We start from the raw sequence: 20,994 nt of genomic DNA, 5'->3' as shown, positions 1-20,994 counted from the left end.
ATCCACAAGTGGCCGACCTTTGCTAATCGAGTCTCGCCGCCGCGCCTATTTGACCGCCATGCAGGTGGTCAACTGGCTGCCGCGCACCGAATTGCCCTTTGCGGCACCGTCGCGTCCCGAGCTGCTCGAGATGCCCGAGCCGCTGCTCGTCACCCCCGTAACGCCCGCTCCGGTTGCCGATATGGCTGTTGAGCCCATCGTCAGACCTGCCGAACGGGTCAAGCTCGAGGTGCCAAGGCCATCACTGGCCAGCACGCGCACCAACGCCAAACCTGAAGAAGAGGCGCCAGTCGTCGTCAAGGCGCCCGTGGTGCCGCCGCCGCGTTTCGCTTTGCAATTGCTGCGCGCCGGACGGTGCTTGCTGCTGGTGGAGTTACCCACAGGCGAAACGTTCCAGACCCGCGATCCGGCTTATCTTCTGCTCAAGGACATGCTGCGCGCCGCCGGCCTGCCGGACAGCCCGCAAATCGTCGGCGAACCGGTGCGCTGGCCGCTGCTGGCCCGCGGCACCATGGACCAGGGGCCGGAAGCCGCGCGCGATTTCATACAGGGTTTCCTTTCTGCGCGACTGGAGGATGCGCCCTGCGTCTGCGTGTGGCTGATCGGTCTGCCGGCCGTGCGGTTTGCCGGTGAAGCGAATGCAGAATCCTTCAACCGTGAGCTCGAAGTCGAAAGCCTCGGCCCGGTCTGGGCCTTGCCCGGCCTGGAATTATTAATGGAAGAGCCACAGCGTAAGGCTGATGTCTGGCAAGCCATGCGTCGGCTGATGGCGCGCTGGAAAGAACCCAATGAGTGACGCTGTATCGTTTCGCCCGATGACCGAGGCGGACCTCGACGCTGTGCTGAAAATCGAATACGCGGCGTACAGCCATCCGTGGACCCGCGGGATTTTTCTCGATGGGCTGGGCAAGTACCAGATCTGGCTGATGTTCGAGGGGCAGCAACAGGTGGGCCACGGGGTGGTGCAGATCATTCTGGACGAAGCGCATCTGCTGAATATCACGGTCAAACCGGAGAATCAGGGGCGCGGGCTGGGGTTGACGCTACTGGAGCACTTAATGTCGATCGCTTACAAGGCAGAGGCGCGGGAGTGTTTTCTGGAAGTACGCGACAGCAATCGCGGCGCGTTTCGCTTGTATGAGCGGTATGGATTCAACGAGATCGGCCGACGCCGGGATTATTACCCGGCGGTGGGCGGACGTGAAGACGCAGTGGTCATGGCCTGCACACTGGTGGATTGAGTTCCTGCAGGGGGATTCGGTCAGCCGTGAATTCAACGATTGCCGTCCAACGGATCCCGCCGCGCCAGCTCTTCTTCATCCAGCCCGCTGCCACCGCCAATGTCATTTTCATCGACAATGCTCAAATCCCAATCGGCCGCCTCACCCTCGCCAGCTTCTCGCGCATCCCGCGCACCGTCCTCACGAATCAACGTTTCCGGGCTCATGTCGTCATCAGTTGGCTCATGGTCTGCAGTCGAAGCGCCGGTCATGCCGGCCTCACGAACACGTTCTTCCGGCATCAAGTGCTCGCGCTCGTTTTCCGGCAATTCGTCACCGATTTTCGCGCTGGGTTCGTCTTCGTCAAAATCCAGCTCGTGCATCGAGCCCATGCGGTCTTCGTTGTCATCGATCGGCTCGGGTTGCGTTGCATCGAACGGACGTCGTGGATCAGTCATGGCAATTCCTCATACTGTGGGCCTTACTAGGTGGACCCACTGAGCTCGCGAGAATTCCACCGGCATTGAGCGCCGGATCGCCGTAATATTGTTCAGCGCGAAAACGGTGATCTGCATCTCGCGCGTGACCCCGACGAAGGGTCGTCTGTCAGAACAGCGCATTATTCACGAGGCGTCATTGCATGAACGAATTACAAGATCTGATTGATAACAACGCGCGTTGGGCCGATGCGATCAAGCAGGAAGATCCTGACTTCTTCGCCAAGCTGGCCCGTCAGCAAACTCCAGAATTCCTGTGGATCGGCTGCTCCGATGCGCGCGTCCCGGCCAACGAAATCGTCGGCATGCTGCCTGGCGACCTGTTTGTCCATCGCAACGTGGCCAATGTCGTGCTGCACACCGACCTCAACTGCCTGTCCGTGATTCAGTACGCGGTCGACGTGCTCAAGGTCAAACACATCCTCGTCACGGGCCACTATGGTTGCGGCGGCGTGCGTGCCTCGATGCAGGATCGCCAGTTGGGCCTGATCGACGGCTGGCTGCGCTCGATTCGCGATCTGTATTACGAGAAGCGCGAAGAGCTGGCAAAGCTGCCGACCGAAGAAGAGCGGGTCGATCGTCTTTGCGAACTCAACGTGATTCAGCAAGTGGCCAACGTCGGGCACACCAGCATTGTGCAAAACGCCTGGCATCGCGGGCAAAAGCTGTCGATCCACGGTTGCATCTACGGCATCAAGGATGGTCGCTGGAAAAGCCTGGATGTGACCATCAGTGGTTCCGAGCAGCTACCGGCGCAATACCGTTTGCGTCCGGTCGAAACGCTGTAACCGTCAACCGAGGGGCAGGCGTCACTGCTCGAAACGGTGTTGGCCCTCGGCATTCAGCAACTCTTCGCAACCGACGATCCGTCTTCGGCGGTTGTCAGAGCGGCGGCGGTGTGGCGGGCGTGGGCGCTGGAACTTGCAGCTGTCGGAGTTCAGACCGGATCGGCGCGGTTGCGCATTTGGCGGTGGCTTGTTCGACCGGCAAATCGCGGATCGAGGTGTAAAACAGCTCGCAGGTTTTTTCTTTTTGCGTGACTTGCCAGGTTTGCGTACAGCTTTTGAGCTGCGCCTGAGGGTCGCTTGCGGGGTTGCTGCCCATTGCGGCTTGCCAGCACGCGGCGCTCAGGTCCTGGCCCATTACTTTCAACCCCGCCGCATCGGCCTTGGCTTGAGCGTCGCTGCCGGTGTAGCTGTCCGGGTCGGCAGCGTACCAGATATAACTGGGGTGATTGGAACCCAGGACCGGCACCTTCAGCCCGTCGCTCGGGCTGATTGTCGCCAATCCCAAGACATCCACGGTCGGGCCATATTGCTGCTTGATCCAGTTGCGCACCGGCGCTCCGAAAGCGACTATCGGCAAGGCAGTGCCGCCCGGGTGCTGGCTGACGGTCCGGACCATGGTGGTCTGGTAATCCTTGAAATAGTCATACACACCTACCAGATCCTTGCCCGCGTCGGACGGCGCGGCAATCGGGGCGATGTCGATGATGGTCTGGTAGCCCGGCGTCTGTTGAGCGGCGATGCCGTTGGCGGTGAGCAGCGTGGCCCAGCGATCCGTGGTCGCCGAGCGCAAGTAGTCCTGCGCCTGGGTCAGCGAATAATCGGGCGGAAAGTGCAGCAGCTCGACACTTTTGCGATTCTCCAACGCCATGCCCAGCGGCAGGAACAAATACCAGTCGTAGGCCCATTTGCCAGCGGCGTTCAGTTTGCTGGCGCCGGTGTAGGCCAGGTCGCCGGCATCGAGCAGCGCTGCCAGCGGTTTTTCGTAACCTTCGGGAACGCCTTTGATTTCAACGTAAAGCTGGTCGTCGTCGGTTTTGACCCTGACCTTTGCGGCGTTGTAACCATCGCGCCGCACGCTTTGCGTCAGGTAATGCTCGACGGTCTGCTCCAGCGTCCAGTTGCGAAAGCAGATCACGTTGCAGTTGTTGGGGTAGGCAAAAAGTCGGGTGACGCGTTCGGTGCTGCCCAGCTTCAAGTCGACATCGGCGTGGGCGGCGGCGCTCAGGGTGAGTGCGGCCAGGGTGATTCCTGTGAATTTGAACATGCTCGGATCCTTTGCAGCGTGTGAGCCCGGAAGCGGGGCGCTCACATACTGAAACAGACCGCGCTGAACAAAAAGCAGGGCCGATAAAAATATCGGCCCTTTTTAACGTTAAGGCATGACCGGTGGCGTGTAAGTCAATGTCGTCCCCAGCGCCCATAGCATAAACAGCACCAGCGGCGTGTGCACCAGCAGTTGCACGAAGGAGAAACCGATCAGATCCCGCGCCTTCAAGCCAAGCACGCCAAGCAGCGGCAACATGTAGAACGGATTGATCAGGTTCGGCAGCGCCTCGGCTGCGTTGTAGATCTGTACCGCCCAACCCAGGTGGTAGTTCAGGTCATTCGCCACTTGCATCACATAAGGCGCTTCGATGATCCATTTGCCGCCACCGGACGGTATGAAGAAACCGAGAATCGCCGAGTACACGCCCATCAACAGCGCGTAGGTGTCGTGGGAAGCGATGCTGACGAAGAAGGTCGAGATGTGATGGGCGAGCGTTTGCGCATCCGTGCCTTTGACCGTGGTCATCAGCGCGGCAATCGAGCCGTACAACGGGAACTGGATCAGCACGCCGGTGGTGGTCGGCACCGCGCGGGACACCGCGTCGAGGAAGCTGCGCGGACGCCAGTGCAGCAGCGCACCGAGCATGATGAACAGGAAGTTGTAAGTGTTGAGCCCGGAAATCGCACTGATTGCCGGTTTGGTCGAGAACTCGTGGAACAGCCATCCCGCGGCCAGCAGCACCAGCACAATGATCAGCAGCGGACTGTGTTCGAGCCATTCGCCGGGGCGCGTGCGCGGTTGCAGCGGAGGCAGGTTGAAACTTGGGTCGATACCACAGGCCTGGGCGTCACGGGCGGAATTCGGGCCGGGCGCGGTGGCATAGGCGATGATCAGCGAAATCACGATCAATGCCAGTAACATCACCCCGGACTGCCAGAGAAAAATGGTCTGGGTAAACGGGATCACCCCGGTAATCGACAGAATCGAGGGCGGCAGACTGCCCGGGTTGGCCTGCAATTGTGCGGCGGACGATGACAGGCCCAAAGCCCACACCGCGCCAAGACCAAGATAAGCGGCAGCGCCGGCGGCACGGTAGTCCATTTTCAGATCCGTGCGGCGGGCGAGGGCGCGCACCAGCAAACCGCCGAATACCAGCGACAGGCCCCAGTTCAGCAGCGACGCGACCATCGAAATCAACGCCACCCACGCCACCGCGGAGCGACCGTTTTTTGGAATCCGCGCCAGACGATCGATCAACTTCACCGCAGGCGGGGAACTGGCCACCACATAACCGCCAATGACCACGAAGGCCATTTGCATGGTGAACGGGATCAGACTCCAGAAACCATCACCGAAGGCCATCGCGGCATCCGTGGGTTTGGCACCCATGAACAACGTGGCGACAGCGACAATGATCACCGCCAACGCGGCGAACACCCAGGAATCGGGGAACCAGCGTTCGGCAAAACTGGAGCAGCGCAGGGCAAAACGGGCGGAGCGGCTATCTTCGATATCAGCGGCCACGGGCGTACCTCGAATTTTTATGTTTGTTGTGGTCTTCAGGCCGCGAAGGCCCGGTTGGACAGGTGCCAACAGTAAATCAATAACACACGATTTGTGACGAACTTTCAGCCATGCAGGACTATGGTCTAACGGCTTGTTCGTCGGCGCATTTACGTAGACCATGGCCGACTCGGTTTTTTGCCTCTGCCAGAGCTATTTTGATGACCGCTACAATCGATTCGCGCCCGGCGCCGTTCAGCCGTTCGGACTACAAAACGCTGGGGCTCGCTGCCCTTGGCGGCGCGCTGGAAATCTACGATTTCATCATTTTCGTATTTTTTGCCCTGACCTTGAGCCAGCTGTTTTTCCCGCCGGAAATGCCGGAATGGTTGCGCCTGCTGCAAAGCTTCGGGATTTTCGTGACGGGCTATCTGGCGCGGCCGTTGGGCGGAATTCTGATGGCGCATTTCGCCGATCGCCTGGGTCGCAAGAAAGTTTTCAGCCTGAGTATCCTGATGATGGCGTTGCCGTGTCTGCTGATCGGCATCATGCCGACCTACGCGCAAATCGGCTATTTCGCCCCGCTGTTATTGCTGGCGCTGCGGATTTTCCAGGGCGCGGCGGTGGGCGGCGAAGTGCCGAGCGCCTGGGTGTTCGTCGCCGAGCATGCACCGGTCGGGCATCGCGGTTATGCCCTCGGCTTCCTGCAGGCCGGATTGACGTTCGGTTATCTGATCGGCGCCCTGACCGCGACCTTCCTCGCGCAAGTGTTCACCCCGCAGGAGATTCTCGATTACGCCTGGCGTTACCCGTTTCTGCTCGGCGGCGCGTTCGGCATCCTCGGCGTCTGGTTGCGCCGCTGGCTCAGCGAAACCCCGGTGTTCATGGCGCTGCAGGCGCAGCGCGAGGCCACCGTCGAACTGCCGCTGCGCACGGTGCTGCGTGAGCATCGCCTGGCGATGCTGCCGGCAATGCTCCTTACCTGCGTACTGACGTCGGCGGTCGTAGTGTTTGTGGTCATCACGCCGACCATGATGCAGAAAACCTTCGGCATGACCGCCAGCCACACCTTCGCCTTGAGCGCGTTGGGCATCGTTTTTCTCAATATTGGCTGCGTGCTGGCCGGGTTGCTGGTTGACCGGACAGGCGCCTGGCGCACAGTGATGCTTTACAGCCTGTTACTGCCGCTGGGCATTGGCGTGCTTTATACCTGCCTGATCACCGGCGGCGACTGGGCCGGCCTGGCTTACGCCATTGCCGGGCTCGGTTGTGGCGTGGTCGGCGCAGTGCCTTCGGTGATGATCAGCCTGTTTCCCGCTCGAATTCGCGTCTCGGGAATTTCGTTCACCTACAACATTGCCTACGCCGCCTGGGCGAGTATCACACCGCTGCTGTTGATCGGTCTGATGCCTTGGAGTCCGTGGATTTGCGTCATTTTCTGCGCACTGATGGGGGCCGTCGGCATGAGCAGTGCCGCGTACTTTGGCACCCGGATGCCTCGGCGTGAAAGCTGCCCGGGTGCCGGTGCCACCTGAGCACGCCAGTTTGCCAATCACTTGTCGACCCAAGCGCGCATTCACTGCATTGCGGGGTTACAGCCAGACGTCATTTTGCGCCGTGCGCTCGCCACCCTTGTCACCCGTGTTAAGAACACCCCTGGGTTCGATCAGCAGAAGTTTCACCTCCTGCTCGGCGAAGGGTTTGTGCTCGACACCCTTGGACACTACGTACATTTCACCGGCATTCACCAGGACGTGGCCGTCGCGAAAGTCGATGCGTAGCTGGCCTTCGAGCACGATGAATGCTTCGTCGGTGTCGTGGTGGTCATGCCAGATGAAATCACCGAGCAGCTTCACCACTTTGAATTGGTAGTCGTTCATCTCGGCGATGACGCGCGGCGTCCAGTGGGGGCCGATCCGGGCTATTTTTTCGGCGAAATTAAGGCTTTCATAAGCTTTCATGCGGCAGGTCTCGTGGTTGATCGTCAAGCCACGATAACCAGCGCATCAAGGTGATTCTTGTACGATTGTGCGTGGCATCAGCGGCGATGCATTTTCATCCAGCGTGCCGGTGACAGGCCGTAGGTTTTGCTGAACTGGCGAGTCATGTGGCTCTGATCGGTGAAACCGGCAATCAATGCGGCGCTGACCAGCGACTGGCCCTGTGTCAACAGCGAGCGGACCAGATCCAGGCGGCGCATGGTCAGGTAGCGATAGGGGCTGGTGCCAAACAACAGGCGAAAGTCCCGCGACAGGCTCCAGCGATCCCGACCGCTGTGCTGCGCCAGTTCTTCCAGGGTCACGGTGCGATCCAGTGCGCTGTGCATGTATTCCCGGGCGCGTTCTGCGGCGACATAATCGAAGCTGGATCGGGCGGCCTTCACGCCGGATTCGTTGTTCAACGCGTGGGCCAGATCGAACAGCGCGTCCTGCTCTTCCAGCGGATCAAGGGGGCACTCGATACTGCGCAACAGCGTTTGTGTCGCCGCGAACAGGCGTGGGTCGGCCGACAGTCCGTCCTTGATGAAAGGCAACGGTTGACCGCCCAGCATCTGCTGGATCAGCGCCGGTTCGATGTACATCATCCGGTACTGGAACCCTGTTTCGGTCCCGGCCTCGCCATCGTGCACTTCGTCCGGATGCAGCACCATCGTCGCGCCGGGCAGGCTGTGCCGCCAGGCGCCGCGGTATTGATAACTCTGCACGCCGGCCAGGGTATGCCCGATGGCGTAAGTATCGTGGCGGTGCAGATCATAACCGTGCCCGGCGAAATACGCCTCGAAACGCTGCAGGCCGTTGACGTCGGGGGCGCGATGAAACCAGTCGTGGCGGGGCGGGTGTCTGGTCATGGTGATGGTCTTGATGTCATGCGGATTACATTAACCCGGAGTCGGTCGGCTGTCTTCCAGCGGACGGGATCCGAATGTACGCAGTGCTTTTTATTCACCTGGGTGCTGCGCCGAATTTAATCCCCAACCGCCTCACCCTCCCGCCGCGGATCCGCACCGCCCGCGAGCGACGCTTTGCCTTGTGCATCCTTGATCCGGACAATCGCCTGCGTGCCGCTGGTCATGTCGATTTCGCTGATGGCGTGCCCTTTGGTTTTCAAAGCCTGGATCAGCTCGGCGCTGAACTGCCCTTGTTCCAGTTCGGTCGGGCCGTTGCGGCTGCCGAAGTTGGGCAGGTTGATGGCGGTTTGCGGGTCGAGGTTCCAGTCGAGCAGGCCGATGGCGGATTTAGCTACATACTCGATGATTTGCGAACCGCCCGGCGAGCCGAGGGTGGCGAGGAATTCGCCGGTCTGGCGATCGAAGATCAGGGTCGGCGCCATGGATGAACGCGGTCGTTTTCCCGGCTCGACGCGATTGGCAACCTTTTGCCCGTTCTCCTCAGGAATGAACGAGAAGTCGGTCATCTGGTTGTTGAGGATAAAACCTTGAACCATCAGGTGCGAGCCAAAGGCCGATTCAACGGTGGTGGTCATCGAGACCGCGCCGCCGGCGTTATCGACCGCGACCACTTGCGAGGTGGAAATACGCATCGGCGAACGGTCGGGTGCATAAGCAACCTGAACGCCAGCAGGCGTGCCAGGTTTGGCCGTGCCCATGCTGCGATCGCCAATCAGGGCAGCGCGGCGGGTCAGATAACCCTGATCCACCAGCCCTTTGACCGGGACGGGTACGAAGTCTGCATCCGCCAGGTACTGCGCGCGGTCGGCGTAGGCCAGACGCTCGGCTTCGGAGATGAGGTGCACGGCTTGCGATGTCGGTTCCATGCCCGCTGGTTTGGCGTTTTTGACCGGCGCGAGTGCGGCGAGGTTGAAGCGCGGGTCACGCTGTTCCAGTGCCTGCAAGGTGCCGAGGATCTGTGCGAGGGCGACACCGCCAGACGACGGCGGAGGCATGCCACAAATCTGCCAGCGTTTGTAGTCTGTACACAGTGGCGGGCGTTCCTTGGCGGTGTAATCGGAAAGATCACTCAGCGACAGGCTGCCGGGATTGGCGTGGCCCTGAACCTTGGCGACGATCTCCTGCGCGATGGCGCCTTTGTAAAGCGCATCCGGGCCTTCTCTGGCGATGCGTTTCAACACCGCGGCCAGCGCCGGGTTTTTCAAGCGGGTGCCGACGGCTTTCGGGCTGCCGTCGGCATTCAGGAAGTAGGCGATCATTTCCGGTGAACTGCGCAGGAATCTGTCCGAGGTCATCAATTGATGCAAGCGAGGCGAGATAGCGAATCCTTGCTCGGCAAGTCTGATAGCCGGCTCAAACAGTCGTGCCCACGGCAGGCGCCCGTGTTTTCGATGGGCCAGTTCCAGCGCCCGCAACACGCCCGGAGTGCCCACCGAGCGGCCGCCGATCTGCGCCTGAGGGAACCCCATCGGCGTACCGTCCGCTTGCAGGAACATCTTTTCGGTGGCCCCGGCCGGTGCGGTTTCCCGACCGTCATAAGTGCGCACATTCTGACCATCCCAGAGCACGATGAACGCACCGCCACCGATGCCCGACGACTGCGGCTCGACCAGCGTCAACACTGCTTGCATCGCAATGGCCGCATCAATCGCTGACCCTCCCTCACGCAACATCTCCCGCCCGGCTTGCGCCGCGAGCGGATTCGCCGCTGCGGCCATGTGTTTCGCGGCATATCGGGTTTGCAGGTCGGTGCGATAGCCCGAACCGACTTCCGGGGCAGTCGGCAACGTGGAGGAGGGCGGGGCGCTGCAGGCAGCGAGGGTCAGCGCGAGCGCAATCAGTGAAAGTGTGGACCGGCGATGGCAGCTCAGAGGCGAAATCGAAAACACGCGGGGCGCTCCATCCGTGAGAAAGATCCAGGGACTTTATCGGCGGATGGGGGTGGGCGCAAACAGCGGACTGTGGTCGAGACGTATTTGGCCGTCGTATTCGGTCACTTTTCTGAAGGCATAAAAAAACGGCCTACCTTTCGGTAAGCCGTTTTTAGTACTTGGTGGCTACACAGGGACTTGAACCCCGGACCCCAGCATTATGAATGCTATGCTCTAACCAACTGAGCTATGTAGCCAAGTGGCGCGCATTATTCACCGCTATGGTGGATGCGTCAAGCGTAAATCCAAAATATTTCTCTGCGCTTTCAACCGCTTATCCCTCTACCTCGCAGAAGTCTGACTCAGCCCGGCTCAACTGAGCTGAAATCTGCCAGTATTCGCGCTCAATGCCTTACTGCCCTGGCTCAAAGTGTCTGCTGCCACGTTAACCGCTCGAGCACCTTCAAGCAGGCGCATCGCCGCCTGATCAACTTGCTGGATGTTGCCGCTGACTTCATCCGCGGTTGTCGCTTGTTCGTCGACCGCTGTGGCGATTGGGGTTGGGGGAGCAATGGAACCAAAAACCAACGTAAGCTCACCGCCGCGAAAAAACGCATCACTAGTATGATATTTTGCACCTATCAACAACCTTGAGGGTAAATCATGGCTACCGTGCGCAAAACCATCACTGTGACCGACGCGCAAGACAGCTGGATCAAGGCTCAAATTGATTCCGGTCAGTACACGAACGACAGCGAATGTATCCGCGACCTCATCCGCCGAGAGCAGGAACAACGCTATAGCCTTGAAGCTATCCGCTCCGCACTGATCGCCGGTGAAGCCAGCGGTGAGCCTCACCCATTCAATGCGGAAGCATTCAAACAACGCATGATGAATAAGCATGGTTGAATATCGACTTATGCCTGCCGCAGAAATGGATCTGGAGGATATTTGGCGCTACACCGCTCAGACGTGGAGTCTCTAACAGGCCCACGACTACATAGATATCCTAACGACCGCCTTTGATGACTTAGCGGCGTGGCCCGAAAGGGCTAGGGGCTGCGATGAAATCCGAAAGGGCTATCGCCGCATAAGCATTGAACATCACACGGTCTACTTAACCGTAGAACCTTACGGCGTTGCTATTGTGCGTATTTTGCACAAAGCAATGGATGCAACACGCCACTTGTGATGCTGAGTGTTGGGGAGCAATGGAACAGAAAGTGCATTTAAGCTTCAGTACCTGCCCGAAAACCCGTGTGCAGCCTAGGTGGTTCGATAAAACCACCGTTTTATGAAACCTTTTCAGCGAGCACCAAGAAAGGCCGTAACTACCCCCAAGTGGTGCGATAAACTCGTTTCACCAATCAAAGTTCGCTGTTCCACGACCTATAACGAGTACAGCGAACTCTAATTCGTGCTTACGTTGGTTTTCGGTTCCACTGCTCCCCGGCCCCCCAGATTTAGACCATGGCGTTGCGCTATCACGGCCGGTACTGTTCGTTAGCTCGCTAAGGGGATGGCGCTGGTGCACCGAAAAATGGCACATTGGCCCACTCGCTGTTTGCACCCACCTGTTGTACGGAAAAACTCATGGCTATCAGCAACGCCCAGACCGGCACAGCTCCGGCGTCCGCGACTTCCCAAAGCAGCCCGTTGGTCATGCGCATCATCGGCGCGGTGGCGCTGGCGCATTTGATCAATGACCTGATCCAGTCCGTGCTGCCTTCGATCTACCCCATGCTCAAGGCCAACTACGGACTGACGTTTACCCAGGTAGGCCTGATCACGCTGACTTTTCAGCTGACGGCGTCGTTGTTGCAACCGTGGGTGGGTTACCACACGGATCGCCATCCCAAACCCTGGTTGCTCCCGGCGGGGACCGTGTGCACGTTGATCGGCATTTTGATGATGTCGGTGGTCGGCAGCTTTCCGATGATTTTGCTGGCGGCGGGGTTGATCGGGATCGGCTCGTCGACCTTTCACCCGGAAGCGTCACGCGTGGCACGACTCGCCTCTGGCGGGCGCTACGGTTTGGCGCAATCGACGTTTCAGGTCGGCGGCAACGCGGGCTCGGCATTCGGGCCGCTGCTGGCCGCGGCAATCATCATCCCGTTCGGTCAGGGCCACGTGGCGTGGTTCGGTTTGTTCGCGGTATTTGCACTGTTTGTGCTCTACCGGATCAGCCGCTGGTACGCCAATCACCTGAACCTGTTCAAGCTAAAACAAGGCCAGGCGGCAACACACGGGCTGTCGAAAGGCAGGGTCACCAGTGCATTGGTGGTACTCGGTTTATTGGTGTTCTCCAAGTATTTCTACATGTCGAGTCTCACCAGCTACTTCACCTTTTACCTGATCGAGAAGTTCGACCTGTCGGTGGCGAGTTCGCAACTGCATTTGTTCCTGTTTCTGGGCGCGGTGGCTGCGGGGACATTCTTTGGTGGACCGATCGGCGACAAGATCGGGCGTAAGGCAGTGATCTGGTTTTCGATTCTTGGGGTCGCACCATTCACCTTGATGTTGCCCCATGTCGACCTGTTCTGGACGACGGTGCTCAGCGTAGTGATCGGCTTCATCCTCGCCTCGGCGTTCTCGGCCATCGTGGTCTATGCCCAAGAGTTGGTGCCGGGCAACGTTGGCATGATCGCCGGGGTGTTCTTCGGCTTGATGTTCGGTTTCGGCGGGATTGGTGCAGCGTTGCTCGGGCACCTGGCAGATATTCACGGGATTGAATACGTGTATTACCTGTGCTCGTTCCTGCCACTGCTGGGCGTGCTGGCGATTTTTTTGCCGAGGACCAGAAAGGCTTGAACGCACACGGCCCTGTGGGAGTAAGCATGCACCTACAATCGCCCATGGCTAACTGTACCCAGTGCAAGTTTTGGTGCTGCGAGACAGCTTGCTACGGAAAGATGGCGCCGGTCGTAAACGCCTCAATTGTTCCTCAAAAAGAAGTTAACCAACTCACAACCAAGGAGCGGAAGTCAGTTCCACACGTGACCACGCTACTCACTGCCCAGCGCAATCATGCCTAGTTATGGACCAATGAATTTGTGTTTGGCTTCCATGTTGAGCGCGAATTTACTAGCATCTTTAGCTGTCAAGTCATTCGGGGTCCAGAGAACAAGTATTGCTCGGTGGGACTCTCGAACTATTTTCGCTCCGGGATTGAGGGAGTAATACGACGAATGCGATCATGTATTTTCTGTGACATAGTGCAAGGTAATTCGCCAGCCCATGTTATATGGGAGGACGAAAGGCATATCGCCTTTTTATCTATTTTCCCAAATACAGTAGGCGCTTCAGTCGTGATTCCTAAAGCGCATTTCTCAAGTTATGCATTTGAGCAGAGTGATGAAGTGTTATCTAACTTGGTATTAGCTTCAAAAAAGGTTGCCAGAATTCTGGATGAGACGCTGGAGGGTGTAGGTCGGACCGCTATGGTGTTCGAGGGTTACGGAATCGATCATTTACATGCAAAGTTATTCCCCATGCATGGTACCGGCCAAAATAGTAATTTTAAAAAGATATCGTCAAACGTAGATAAGTACTTCAATAAGTACGAAGGATATATTTCTTCTCATGATGGGATGCGTGCAGATGATGATCATCTGGCATCATTAGCAAATGTTTTATCTGGACGCATGGATTTACTGCCTTAAATTTATCAAAGTCACAGTTCACATTGTCCTTGGGTATGATTCAGTGAATTACAACCATGCACAAAAAGCCGCGAATTAACGCGGCTTTTTCTTGGGCGGTTTCTCGTTCTGAATGAACTCAGACGTTGAAACGGAAGTGCATCACGTCGCCGTCCTTGACGATGTAGTCCTTGCCTTCCAGGCGCCATTTGCCGGCTTCCTTGGTACCTGCTTCGCCCTTGTACTGGATGAAGTCATCGTAGGCGATGACTTCAGCGCGGATGAAGCCTTTTTCGAAGTCGGTGTGGATCACGCCAGCCGCTTGCGGTGCTGTGGCGCCGACGCGAACGGTCCAGGCGCGGACTTCTTCGACACCGGCAGTGAAGTAAGTCTGCAGGTGGAGCATTTCGTAGCCGGCGCGGATTACGCGGTTCAGACCAGGCTCTTCGAGGCCCAGGGCTTCGAGGAACATGTCTTTCTCTTCGCCGTCTTCCAGCTCGGCGATTTCAGCTTCGATCTTGTTGCAGACCGGAACCACCATCGCGCCTTCTTCTTCGGCGATGGCCTTCACCACGTCCAGCAGCGGGTTGTTCTCGAAACCGTCTTCGGCAACGTTGGCGATGTACATGACCGGTTTGGTGGTCAGCAGGTGGAAACCGCGCAGCACCGCTTTCTCGTCGGCATTCATGCCTTTCATCAGCGTGCGAGCTGGTTTGCCGAGGGTGAAGTGGGCGATCAATTGCTCCAGCATCGCTTTCTGGACCACAGCATCCTTGTCGCCACCCTTGGCGTTGCGGGTGACTTTCTGCAGTTGCTTCTCGCAGCTGTCGAGGTCGGCGAAGATCAATTCCAGGTCGATGATCTCGATGTCGCGTTTTGGGTCGACGCTGTTGGAAACGTGAATCACGTTCTCGTCTTCGAAGCAGCGGACCACGTGCGCGATGGCATCGGTTTCGCGAATGTTGGCGAGGAACTTGTTGCCCAGGCCTTCACCTTTCGACGCACCGGCAACCAGGCCGGCGATGTCGACGAATTCCATGGTGGTCGGCAGGATGCGTTTGGGATTGACGATGGCTGCCAGGGCTTCGAGGCGGCTGTCCGGCATCGGCACGATGCCGGTGTTCGGCTCGATGGTGCAGAAGGGGAAGTTCTCGGCCGCGATCCCGGATTTGGTCAGGGCGTTGAACAGGGTGGACTTGCCGACGTTAGGCAGGCCGACGATGCCGCAATTGAATCCCATGGTGTTTTCCCCGAGGAGTAGAGTCAGGCCTTCTGGCTGTGCAGGTTTTTCATCGCGCGGTTCCATTCACCGGCGAGGATATCCGGCAGCACGCCGAGGGCAAAGTCGATGCTGGCATCGAGTTTTTCCTGTTCGGCGCGTGGCGCACGACCCAGGACGAAATTTGAAACCATACTGGCTACGCCCGGGTGGCCAATGCCAAGCCGCAAGCGGTAGAAGGTATTCTGATTGCCCAGTTGCGCAATGATGTCGCGCAACCCGTTGTGACCGCCGTGGCCGCCGCCCTGTTTGAGCTTGGCAACGCCTGGAGGCAGGTCGAGTTCGTCATGCGCCACGAGGATTTCTTCAGGCGTAATGCGGAAGAATCCTGCGAGTGCCGCCACGGCCTGGCCGCTGCGGTTCATGTACGTGGTGGGAATCAGCAGACGAACATCCTGACCCTGATGCGAATAGCGCCCGGTCAGGCCGAAATATTTGCGATCCGCCACAAGGTTCACGCCCTGTGCGTTCGCGATGCGCTCAACAAAAAGGGCCCCTGCGTTATGCCGGGTCTGTTCGTATTCAGCGCCTGGATTACCCAGGCCAACGATCAGTTTGATGGCAGTCACGATAGGGGCCCTTCCTTGGAGTAGTGGATAACATCGCCGCAATCGGTGTGTGCGGCGAAAGTGGACGACAAGTGCTCATTTACCATTATGTAAACTCCGCGTTCCCGCCCGCTTTCTCGCTACGTTCCAGTCCGCGATGTAACCTGCTCACTCCGGCATTACAGAGCAATAATTACTCTGCAGCGCCTTCTTCAGGAGCATCTTCTGTTGCAACGACACGTGGGGCGTGGACGTTGGCAACAGCCTTGTCATCGCCGTGTGCCAGAGCAACAAACTCAACGCCTTTAGGGGCTTTGATGTCGGACATGTGAACGATGTCGCCGATTTCGAGGTTCGACAGGTCGACTTCGATGAACTCAGGCAGATCTTTCGGCAGGCAAGTTACTTCGATTTCGGAAGTGACGTGTGAAACTTCGCCGCCTTTCTTGATCGGAGCTTCTTCACCAACAAAGTGCACAGGCACGATAGCGGTCAGTTTCTGGCCAGCTACAACGCGCACGAAGTCGGCGTGCATCACGTGGCCTTTGGCCGGGTGACGCTGCAGAGCTTTGATGATTACGTTTTGCTTGGTGCCGCCAACGTTCAGCTCGATGATGTGGCTGTAAGCCGCGTCGTTTTCGAGCAGTTTGGCAACTTCTTTAGCCAGCATGCTGATGGATTCAGGGGCTTTGTCGCCACCGTAAACTACAGCTGGAACCAGGCTTGCGAGACGACGCAGGCGGCGGCTCGCACCTTTCCCCAGGTCGGAACGCACTTCAGCATTCAGAGTAAAATCGTTCATGTTGTATCTCCAAAATAACCACATTCGCCCCAGCGTTTGCGACCAGCGCTAAAGGCGATATGGGCAAAAAAGCCCCGCCCCGACAGGAATGCCGGGGCGGGGCGCTTTTCGTCAACGAGATGTAATGAAAAGGGCAGGGCCCTTAACGGAACATCGCGCTGATCGATTCTTCATTGCTGATGCGGCGAACCGCCTCGGCAACTACCGGTGCGATATCCAGTTGGCGGATACGCGCACAGGCTTGTGCTGCAGCGGACAGCGGGATGGTATTAGTCACCACCAGCTCGTCCAGCACGGAATTTTCAATGTTTTCGATTGCACGACCCGACAGCACAGGGTGGGTGCAGTAGGCGAAAACCTTGGCTGCGCCATGCTCTTTCAAAGCCTTTGCCGCGTGGCACAGAGTGCCGGCGGTATCGACCATGTCATCGACCAGAATGCAGGTGCGCCCTTCGACATCACCAATGATATGCATCACTTCAGAGTGATTGGCTTTCTCACGGCGTTTGTCGATGATCCCCAGATCCACGCCCAGAGATTTGGCCACAGCACGTGCACGCACGACGCCGCCAATATCCGGGGATACGATCATCAGGTTTTCGAAGCGCTGATCTTCAATGTCGTCCACCAGAACCGGGGAGCCGTAGATGTTATCGACGGGAATATCGAAGAAGCCCTGAATCTGGTCAGCATGCAGGTCAACCGTGAGAACACGGTCGATGCCGACTACGGTAAGCATGTCAGCGACAACTTTTGCGCTGATAGCCACACGTGCGGAACGCGGACGGCGATCCTGACGGGCATAACCAAAGTAAGGAATTACAGCAGTGATACGAGTAGCCGAGGAGCGGCGGAAGGCATCAGCCATCACTACCAGTTCCATCAGGTTATCGTTGGTCGGAGCGCAAGTCGGCTGAATAATGAAGACATCTTTACCGCGGACGTTTTCATTGATCTCGGCAGTAATTTCGCCGTCGGAGAACTTGCCGACAGAGATGTCACCGAGAGGGATATGCAGCTGACGTACAACACGCCGAGCCAGATCGGGGTTAGCATTCCCCGTAAAGACCATCATCTTGGACACGCGCAGTACCTAGAGGCTGAGGGTAACCTGGATGAGTATTGAAAATGGCAGGGGCGGCTGGATTCGAACCAACGCATGGCAGGATCAAAACCTGCTGCCTTACCGCTTGGCGACGCCCCTGTATCTGTTGCAACGAGTACCCAGTACTCGATTCCTTTAGAGCAGATTTTGCAGCTTGCGATGCAACATCGAAACGTTGCTTCCTTTTGCTACAAACCCTGTAAGGGTCTCTGTAAGAAGGGCCGAGACTTTATCAGCTTCAGCTTTGCTTGGGAAGCCCCCAAACACACAACTTCCAGTTCCGGTGAGTTTTGCTTCGGTAAATTTACCTAGCAAATTCAATGCGTTACGAACATCTGGATAACGCCTTGCTACCACCGGCAAGCAGTCATTTCGACTGTTTCCCTTGGGAACGGGGCGCACTTTAATGGGAGGAGTGTTACGTGTCAACAGTGGATCTGAAAAAATTTCTGCTGTACTTACAGATACTTGCGGCACCAGTACGAGATACCACTGTTCTTCGGGATCTACAGGGGTCAGTTTCTCGCCAACGCCCTCCGCAAAAGCCGCGTGACCGCGCACGAAAACCGGGACATCTGCGCCAAGCGTCAGGCCCAGAGCCGCTAACCGATCCTCATCCCAATCGAGATGCCAAAGGTGATTCAGACCCAGCAATGTGGTCGCGGCATTCGAACTGCCGCCGCCGATACCGCCCCCCATGGGCAGGATTTTTTCGATCCAGATGTCGATGCCGAGCGAACAACCGGATTGCTCCTGAAGTTTTTTCGCCGCGCGAACAATCAGATTGCTGTCGTGGGGCACGCCATCGAATTCGGTGTGCAGACGGACCATACCGTCCTCTCGCACGGCAAAAGTGATTTCATCGCCATAATCGAGAAACTGAAAAATAGTCTGCAACTCGTGGTAACCGTCTTCCCGGCGGCCAAGAATGTGCAGCATCAGATTGAGTTTGGCCGGGGAGGGCAGCGTCAGGCGCGGAGCGTTCATGATTATTGACCCAGTTTGCGCGGCTGCCATTCCTTGATCACCAGCGTGACGTCAAGGTCGGTGCCATGCAGCTTGATGCGCTCGGGCAGCCAGAAGCCGTTCTGCTCGGCATAGCTGAGGTATTCGACCTGCCAGCCGTCCTGATCCAGACCCGCCAGGCGGCTGTCGGCATCAAGGGTGAGGCGGCTTTTGCTGTCTGGCGCCGGGAGCCCGCGCACCCACCAGGCCAAGTGAGACACTGGCAGTTTCCAGCCCAGTTGTTCTTCGAGCAGTTGCTCAGGGGTCGGCGCTTCGTAGCGTCCCTGATTGGCCACTTCCAGCGACACTTGGCCGGGGCGCCCTGTCAGACGTGCTGCGCCGCGCCCCAGCGGGCCGGACAGGCGAATGTCGTAGTAATCCTGGCGCTGCAACCAGAACAGGGTGCCGCTTCCGGAATCTTTGGGTGCGCGAATGCCGATCTTGCCATTGATCTGCCAGCCGTCGAGGCCAGTCAGCTGTTGTTTGTGCTCACGCCATTGTCCCGGATCGCCTTGACCCTGGACTGACTCGCGGGCACCGAAGCCCGCGCAACCGGCGAGCAGGGCGATGAAACTGAACACGATGAAGTGGCGCAAAAACATAATCTTAAAGGGTCTCTGATCCGGTCAGGCGCTTGATGGTGCTGCGCAGGATTGGGCTGTCGGGTTGTTCCTTGAGGAACTTGCTCCAGATTTGCCGGGCTTCGCGTTGCTTGCCATTGGCCCAAAGCACTTCGCCAAGGTGTGCGGCGACTTCTTGATCGGGGAAACGCTCCAGGGCCTGACGCAGATAGCGTTCAGCCTCATCAAGGTTGCCGAGGCGAAAGTTTACCCAGCCGAGACTGTCGAGTACTGCCGGGTCTTGCGGGCTGATCTGGTGCGCCTGTTCGATCAGCGCCTTGGCTTCGGCATAACGGGTCGTACGATCCGACAGGGTGTAGCCCAGAGCGTTCAGCGCCATCGCATTGTCCGGGTCGCGCTTGATGATCAGGCGCAAGTCTTTTTCCATCTGCCCCAGATCATTTCGTTTTTCCGCCTGCATGGCCCGCGTGTACAGCAGATTCAAGTCGTCCGGGTATTGCTGCAAGGCCTTGGCCAGCACCGACCAGGCCTTGTCGCCCTGTTTGTTGGCGGACAGGGTTTCAGCTTCGATGAGGTAGAGCTGGATCGCGTAGTCGGGTTGCTCGTCACGTTCGGTCGCCAGACGCCGTTGCGCTTCGCCGGTCTTGCCGTTGTTCATCAGGATATCGGCCTGACGCAATTGCGCCGGCAGGTAATCGTTACCGGGCCCAACCTGGGCGTATTCGATCAGCGCGCCTTGGGGATCGTTGCGCTCTTCAGCGATACGACCGAGGTTCAAGTGCGCCGAATCAACGTGGCTTTCCCGTGCGATCAGATCTTCGAGATAACCTTTGGCCTCGTCCCAGGCCTTGGCCTCCAGGCACACCAGTGCCAGGGAGTAACGCAGTTCGTCGTCTTCCGGATACTGCTGAACCAGGCTGGAGAATTCGACTTTGGCGTCGTCCATGCGGTTCTGTTCGACCAGCGTTCGTGCATAAGTCAGGCGCAGACGCTTGTCATCCGGAAACGTCCGAATGCTTTTCTTCAACAGCGGCAAGGCTTCGTCGCCACGATCGAGCGCTTGCAGCAGGCGCGCACGCAGCAGAATCGGGGCGATCTCGCCGGCTTCCGGCGGATGGTCTTCCAGCAGGGCCAGCGCGCCTTTGGCGTCTCCGTCCTGTTGCATGAGCAAGGCCTTGCCAAAAATCAGCTGGCTGTTGTTGGGATGGCGCTGCAGCAACCGGTCGAAACTTTTCGTCAGACCGTTGCGGGTTTCCTGGTCGGTGTCGGCGGCGGACAGCGCAAGGAAGTCGAAATGCGTATCGCCTTTGCCCAGCAAGACCTTTTCCATATAGACCATGGAGTCGTCGTAGCGACCGGCCCGCGCCAGTTGCACAGCCGCAGCCCGTTGCGCCTCGAGATCGTCCGGGGCATTTTTCGCCCAGATCAGTGCAGTATCCAGGGCAGCCTGATCGGCGCCCAGGTATTCGGCGATGCGGAATGCCCTTTCGGAGACGCCCGGATCCTGGGTATTGATTGCCTGAGTGACGTAATTGTCCAGGGCAATGTCGAAACGATTGCGCTGGCCAGCGAGTTCGGCGCTCAACAGGCTGAAGACGGTTTCTTCGCTGAATGAGCCGTAAACCTTGGGCTTTTCAGGAGCTGGAACGCTGTCTTCGACCGGAGGCGTACCGTCCGGCGGAACGGGTGCCAAGGCCTGGCAGCCACTGAGGAAGACAAAAGCGAGGAGCAACGCGGAGGATCTATTCATATAGGAGGAGGACGACTAACCTGCGGTCGGATCATCATGACACAAGCGTTGGCCAAACATAACCGCCGACTATTTTACGACGTAAGCCGCACGCAACCTCTGCCGGCTCTTACAGGGGCGGGTGTAAACGAGAACCACTCCCAGCCCTGTACAAAACCTGCCACCCCAATAGATATCGAGTAGTTGTTCTCAATCTGTCGAAGTAGGACAATTGCCGGCTTCACGTCAC

General features: G+C 58.1%; 20 protein-coding genes, 2 tRNA genes and 2 pseudogenes. 8 read left to right on the top strand and 16 right to left on the bottom strand.

The window, feature by feature from the left end:
- Positions 1-58: 58 nt before the first annotated feature.
- Together ACYZT1_RS20915 and rimI are read left to right on the top strand one after the other, a co-directional pair.
- Complete coding sequence (locus ACYZT1_RS20915) at positions 59-796, top strand: energy transducer TonB (protein ID WP_462019295.1); 738 nt, start codon at positions 59-61, stop codon at positions 794-796.
- Positions 789-1,241, top strand: coding sequence for a ribosomal protein S18-alanine N-acetyltransferase (gene rimI, locus ACYZT1_RS20910; RefSeq protein ID WP_028624736.1), 453 nt, complete (start codon positions 789-791; stop codon positions 1,239-1,241). Before ACYZT1_RS20915 ends, rimI begins: the two co-directional genes overlap by 8 nt.
- Positions 1,242-1,273: 32 nt before the next feature.
- Here the strand turns inward: rimI and ACYZT1_RS20905 are convergent, their stop codons facing one another.
- Positions 1,274-1,678, bottom strand: coding sequence for a serine kinase/phosphatase (locus ACYZT1_RS20905; RefSeq protein WP_462016521.1), 405 nt, complete (start codon positions 1,676-1,678; stop codon positions 1,274-1,276).
- A gap of 182 nt (positions 1,679-1,860) precedes the next feature.
- On the opposite strand from ACYZT1_RS20905, the gene can reads away from it, so the two are divergent.
- Complete coding sequence (gene can / locus ACYZT1_RS20900) at positions 1,861-2,505, top strand: carbonate dehydratase (protein ID WP_462016520.1); 645 nt, start codon at positions 1,861-1,863, stop codon at positions 2,503-2,505.
- Positions 2,506-2,599: 94 nt separating this feature from the next.
- On the opposite strand, the gene ACYZT1_RS20895 is transcribed toward can, so the two are convergent.
- Positions 2,600-3,769 carry a hypothetical protein gene (locus ACYZT1_RS20895; RefSeq protein ID WP_462016519.1) on the bottom strand — a complete coding sequence of 390 codons (1,170 nt, stop codon included), beginning with the start codon at positions 3,767-3,769 and terminating at the stop codon, positions 2,600-2,602.
- Positions 3,770-3,877: 108 nt separating this feature from the next.
- A complete protein-coding gene (locus tag ACYZT1_RS20890; RefSeq protein ID WP_462016518.1) occupies positions 3,878-5,296 on the bottom strand; it encodes a short-chain fatty acid transporter in 1,419 nt (472 codons plus the stop codon).
- Between the two features lie 200 nt (positions 5,297-5,496).
- Between ACYZT1_RS20890 and ACYZT1_RS20885 the strand changes: the two genes are divergently transcribed.
- Positions 5,497-6,810, top strand: a complete 1,314-nt coding sequence (locus ACYZT1_RS20885; protein ID WP_462016517.1) for an MFS transporter — start codon at positions 5,497-5,499, stop codon at positions 6,808-6,810.
- Between the two features lie 57 nt (positions 6,811-6,867).
- Here the strand turns inward: ACYZT1_RS20885 and ACYZT1_RS20880 are convergent, their stop codons facing one another.
- The 5 genes and pseudogenes from ACYZT1_RS20880 to ACYZT1_RS20860 all read right to left on the bottom strand — a co-directional run.
- A complete protein-coding gene (locus ACYZT1_RS20880) occupies positions 6,868-7,236 on the bottom strand; it encodes a cupin domain-containing protein (RefSeq protein WP_462016516.1) in 369 nt (122 codons plus the stop codon).
- Between the two features lie 77 nt (positions 7,237-7,313).
- A complete protein-coding gene (locus ACYZT1_RS20875) occupies positions 7,314-8,123 on the bottom strand; it encodes an AraC family transcriptional regulator (RefSeq protein WP_462016515.1) in 810 nt (269 codons plus the stop codon).
- 116 nt (positions 8,124-8,239) lie between these two features.
- Positions 8,240-10,072 (bottom strand): gamma-glutamyltransferase, encoded by a 1,833-nt coding sequence (ggt, locus tag ACYZT1_RS20870; protein WP_462016514.1) that lies wholly within the window; start codon positions 10,070-10,072, stop codon positions 8,240-8,242.
- Positions 10,073-10,234: 162 nt separating this feature from the next.
- Positions 10,235-10,311 (bottom strand) — tRNA-Met (locus ACYZT1_RS20865).
- A 115-nt stretch (positions 10,312-10,426) separates the two neighbouring features.
- Positions 10,427-10,612, bottom strand: a pseudogene (locus ACYZT1_RS20860) (hypothetical protein); the annotation flags it as partial.
- Positions 10,613-10,717: 105 nt separating this feature from the next.
- Between ACYZT1_RS20860 and ACYZT1_RS20855 the strand changes: the two are divergent.
- The 4 genes and pseudogenes from ACYZT1_RS20855 (at position 10,718) to ACYZT1_RS20840 (ending at position 13,716) form a co-directional block, all read left to right on the top strand.
- Positions 10,718-10,963 carry a type II toxin-antitoxin system ParD family antitoxin gene (locus ACYZT1_RS20855; protein ID WP_462016513.1) on the top strand — a complete coding sequence of 82 codons (246 nt, stop codon included), beginning with the start codon at positions 10,718-10,720 and terminating at the stop codon, positions 10,961-10,963.
- Between the two features lie 88 nt (positions 10,964-11,051).
- Positions 11,052-11,246 (top strand): annotated as a pseudogene (locus ACYZT1_RS20850) (type II toxin-antitoxin system RelE/ParE family toxin); the annotation flags it as partial.
- 401 nt (positions 11,247-11,647) lie between these two features.
- A complete protein-coding gene (locus tag ACYZT1_RS20845) occupies positions 11,648-12,865 on the top strand; it encodes an MFS transporter (RefSeq protein ID WP_462016512.1) in 1,218 nt (405 codons plus the stop codon).
- A gap of 377 nt (positions 12,866-13,242) precedes the next feature.
- Entirely contained in the window at positions 13,243-13,716 is a 474-nt protein-coding gene (locus tag ACYZT1_RS20840; protein ID WP_462016511.1) for an HIT family protein, read from the top strand.
- Between the two features lie 118 nt (positions 13,717-13,834).
- On the opposite strand, the gene ychF is transcribed toward ACYZT1_RS20840, so the two are convergent.
- The 8 genes from ychF to ACYZT1_RS20800 form a co-directional block, all read right to left on the bottom strand.
- A complete protein-coding gene (gene ychF, locus ACYZT1_RS20835) occupies positions 13,835-14,935 on the bottom strand; it encodes a redox-regulated ATPase YchF (protein ID WP_462016510.1) in 1,101 nt (366 codons plus the stop codon).
- A gap of 23 nt (positions 14,936-14,958) precedes the next feature.
- The gene (gene pth / locus ACYZT1_RS20830) at positions 14,959-15,543 is read right to left on the bottom strand and encodes an aminoacyl-tRNA hydrolase (RefSeq protein WP_010458286.1); all 585 of its coding nucleotides are present in this window, start codon (positions 15,541-15,543) and stop codon (positions 14,959-14,961) included.
- Between the two features lie 172 nt (positions 15,544-15,715).
- A complete protein-coding gene (locus tag ACYZT1_RS20825) occupies positions 15,716-16,324 on the bottom strand; it encodes a 50S ribosomal protein L25/general stress protein Ctc (protein WP_462016509.1) in 609 nt (202 codons plus the stop codon).
- A gap of 142 nt (positions 16,325-16,466) precedes the next feature.
- Positions 16,467-17,408, bottom strand: coding sequence for a ribose-phosphate pyrophosphokinase (locus ACYZT1_RS20820; RefSeq protein WP_003171603.1), 942 nt, complete (start codon positions 17,406-17,408; stop codon positions 16,467-16,469).
- A gap of 45 nt (positions 17,409-17,453) precedes the next feature.
- Positions 17,454-17,528 (bottom strand) — tRNA-Gln (locus ACYZT1_RS20815).
- Between the two features lie 36 nt (positions 17,529-17,564).
- Entirely contained in the window at positions 17,565-18,416 is an 852-nt protein-coding gene (ispE, locus tag ACYZT1_RS20810; RefSeq protein WP_462016508.1) for a 4-(cytidine 5'-diphospho)-2-C-methyl-D-erythritol kinase, read from the bottom strand.
- Between the two features lie 2 nt (positions 18,417-18,418).
- A complete protein-coding gene (gene lolB / locus ACYZT1_RS20805) occupies positions 18,419-19,036 on the bottom strand; it encodes a lipoprotein insertase outer membrane protein LolB (protein ID WP_462016507.1) in 618 nt (205 codons plus the stop codon).
- A gap of 4 nt (positions 19,037-19,040) precedes the next feature.
- Positions 19,041-20,765: a tetratricopeptide repeat protein gene (locus ACYZT1_RS20800; protein ID WP_462016506.1), complete on the bottom strand. Its 1,725-nt coding sequence runs from the start codon at positions 20,763-20,765 to the stop codon at positions 19,041-19,043.
- Positions 20,766-20,994 lie beyond the last annotated feature (229 nt).

The organism is Pseudomonas sp. PB3P13 (assembly GCF_054897735.1).
This window is presented reverse-complemented; position numbering and strand designations above follow the sequence as displayed.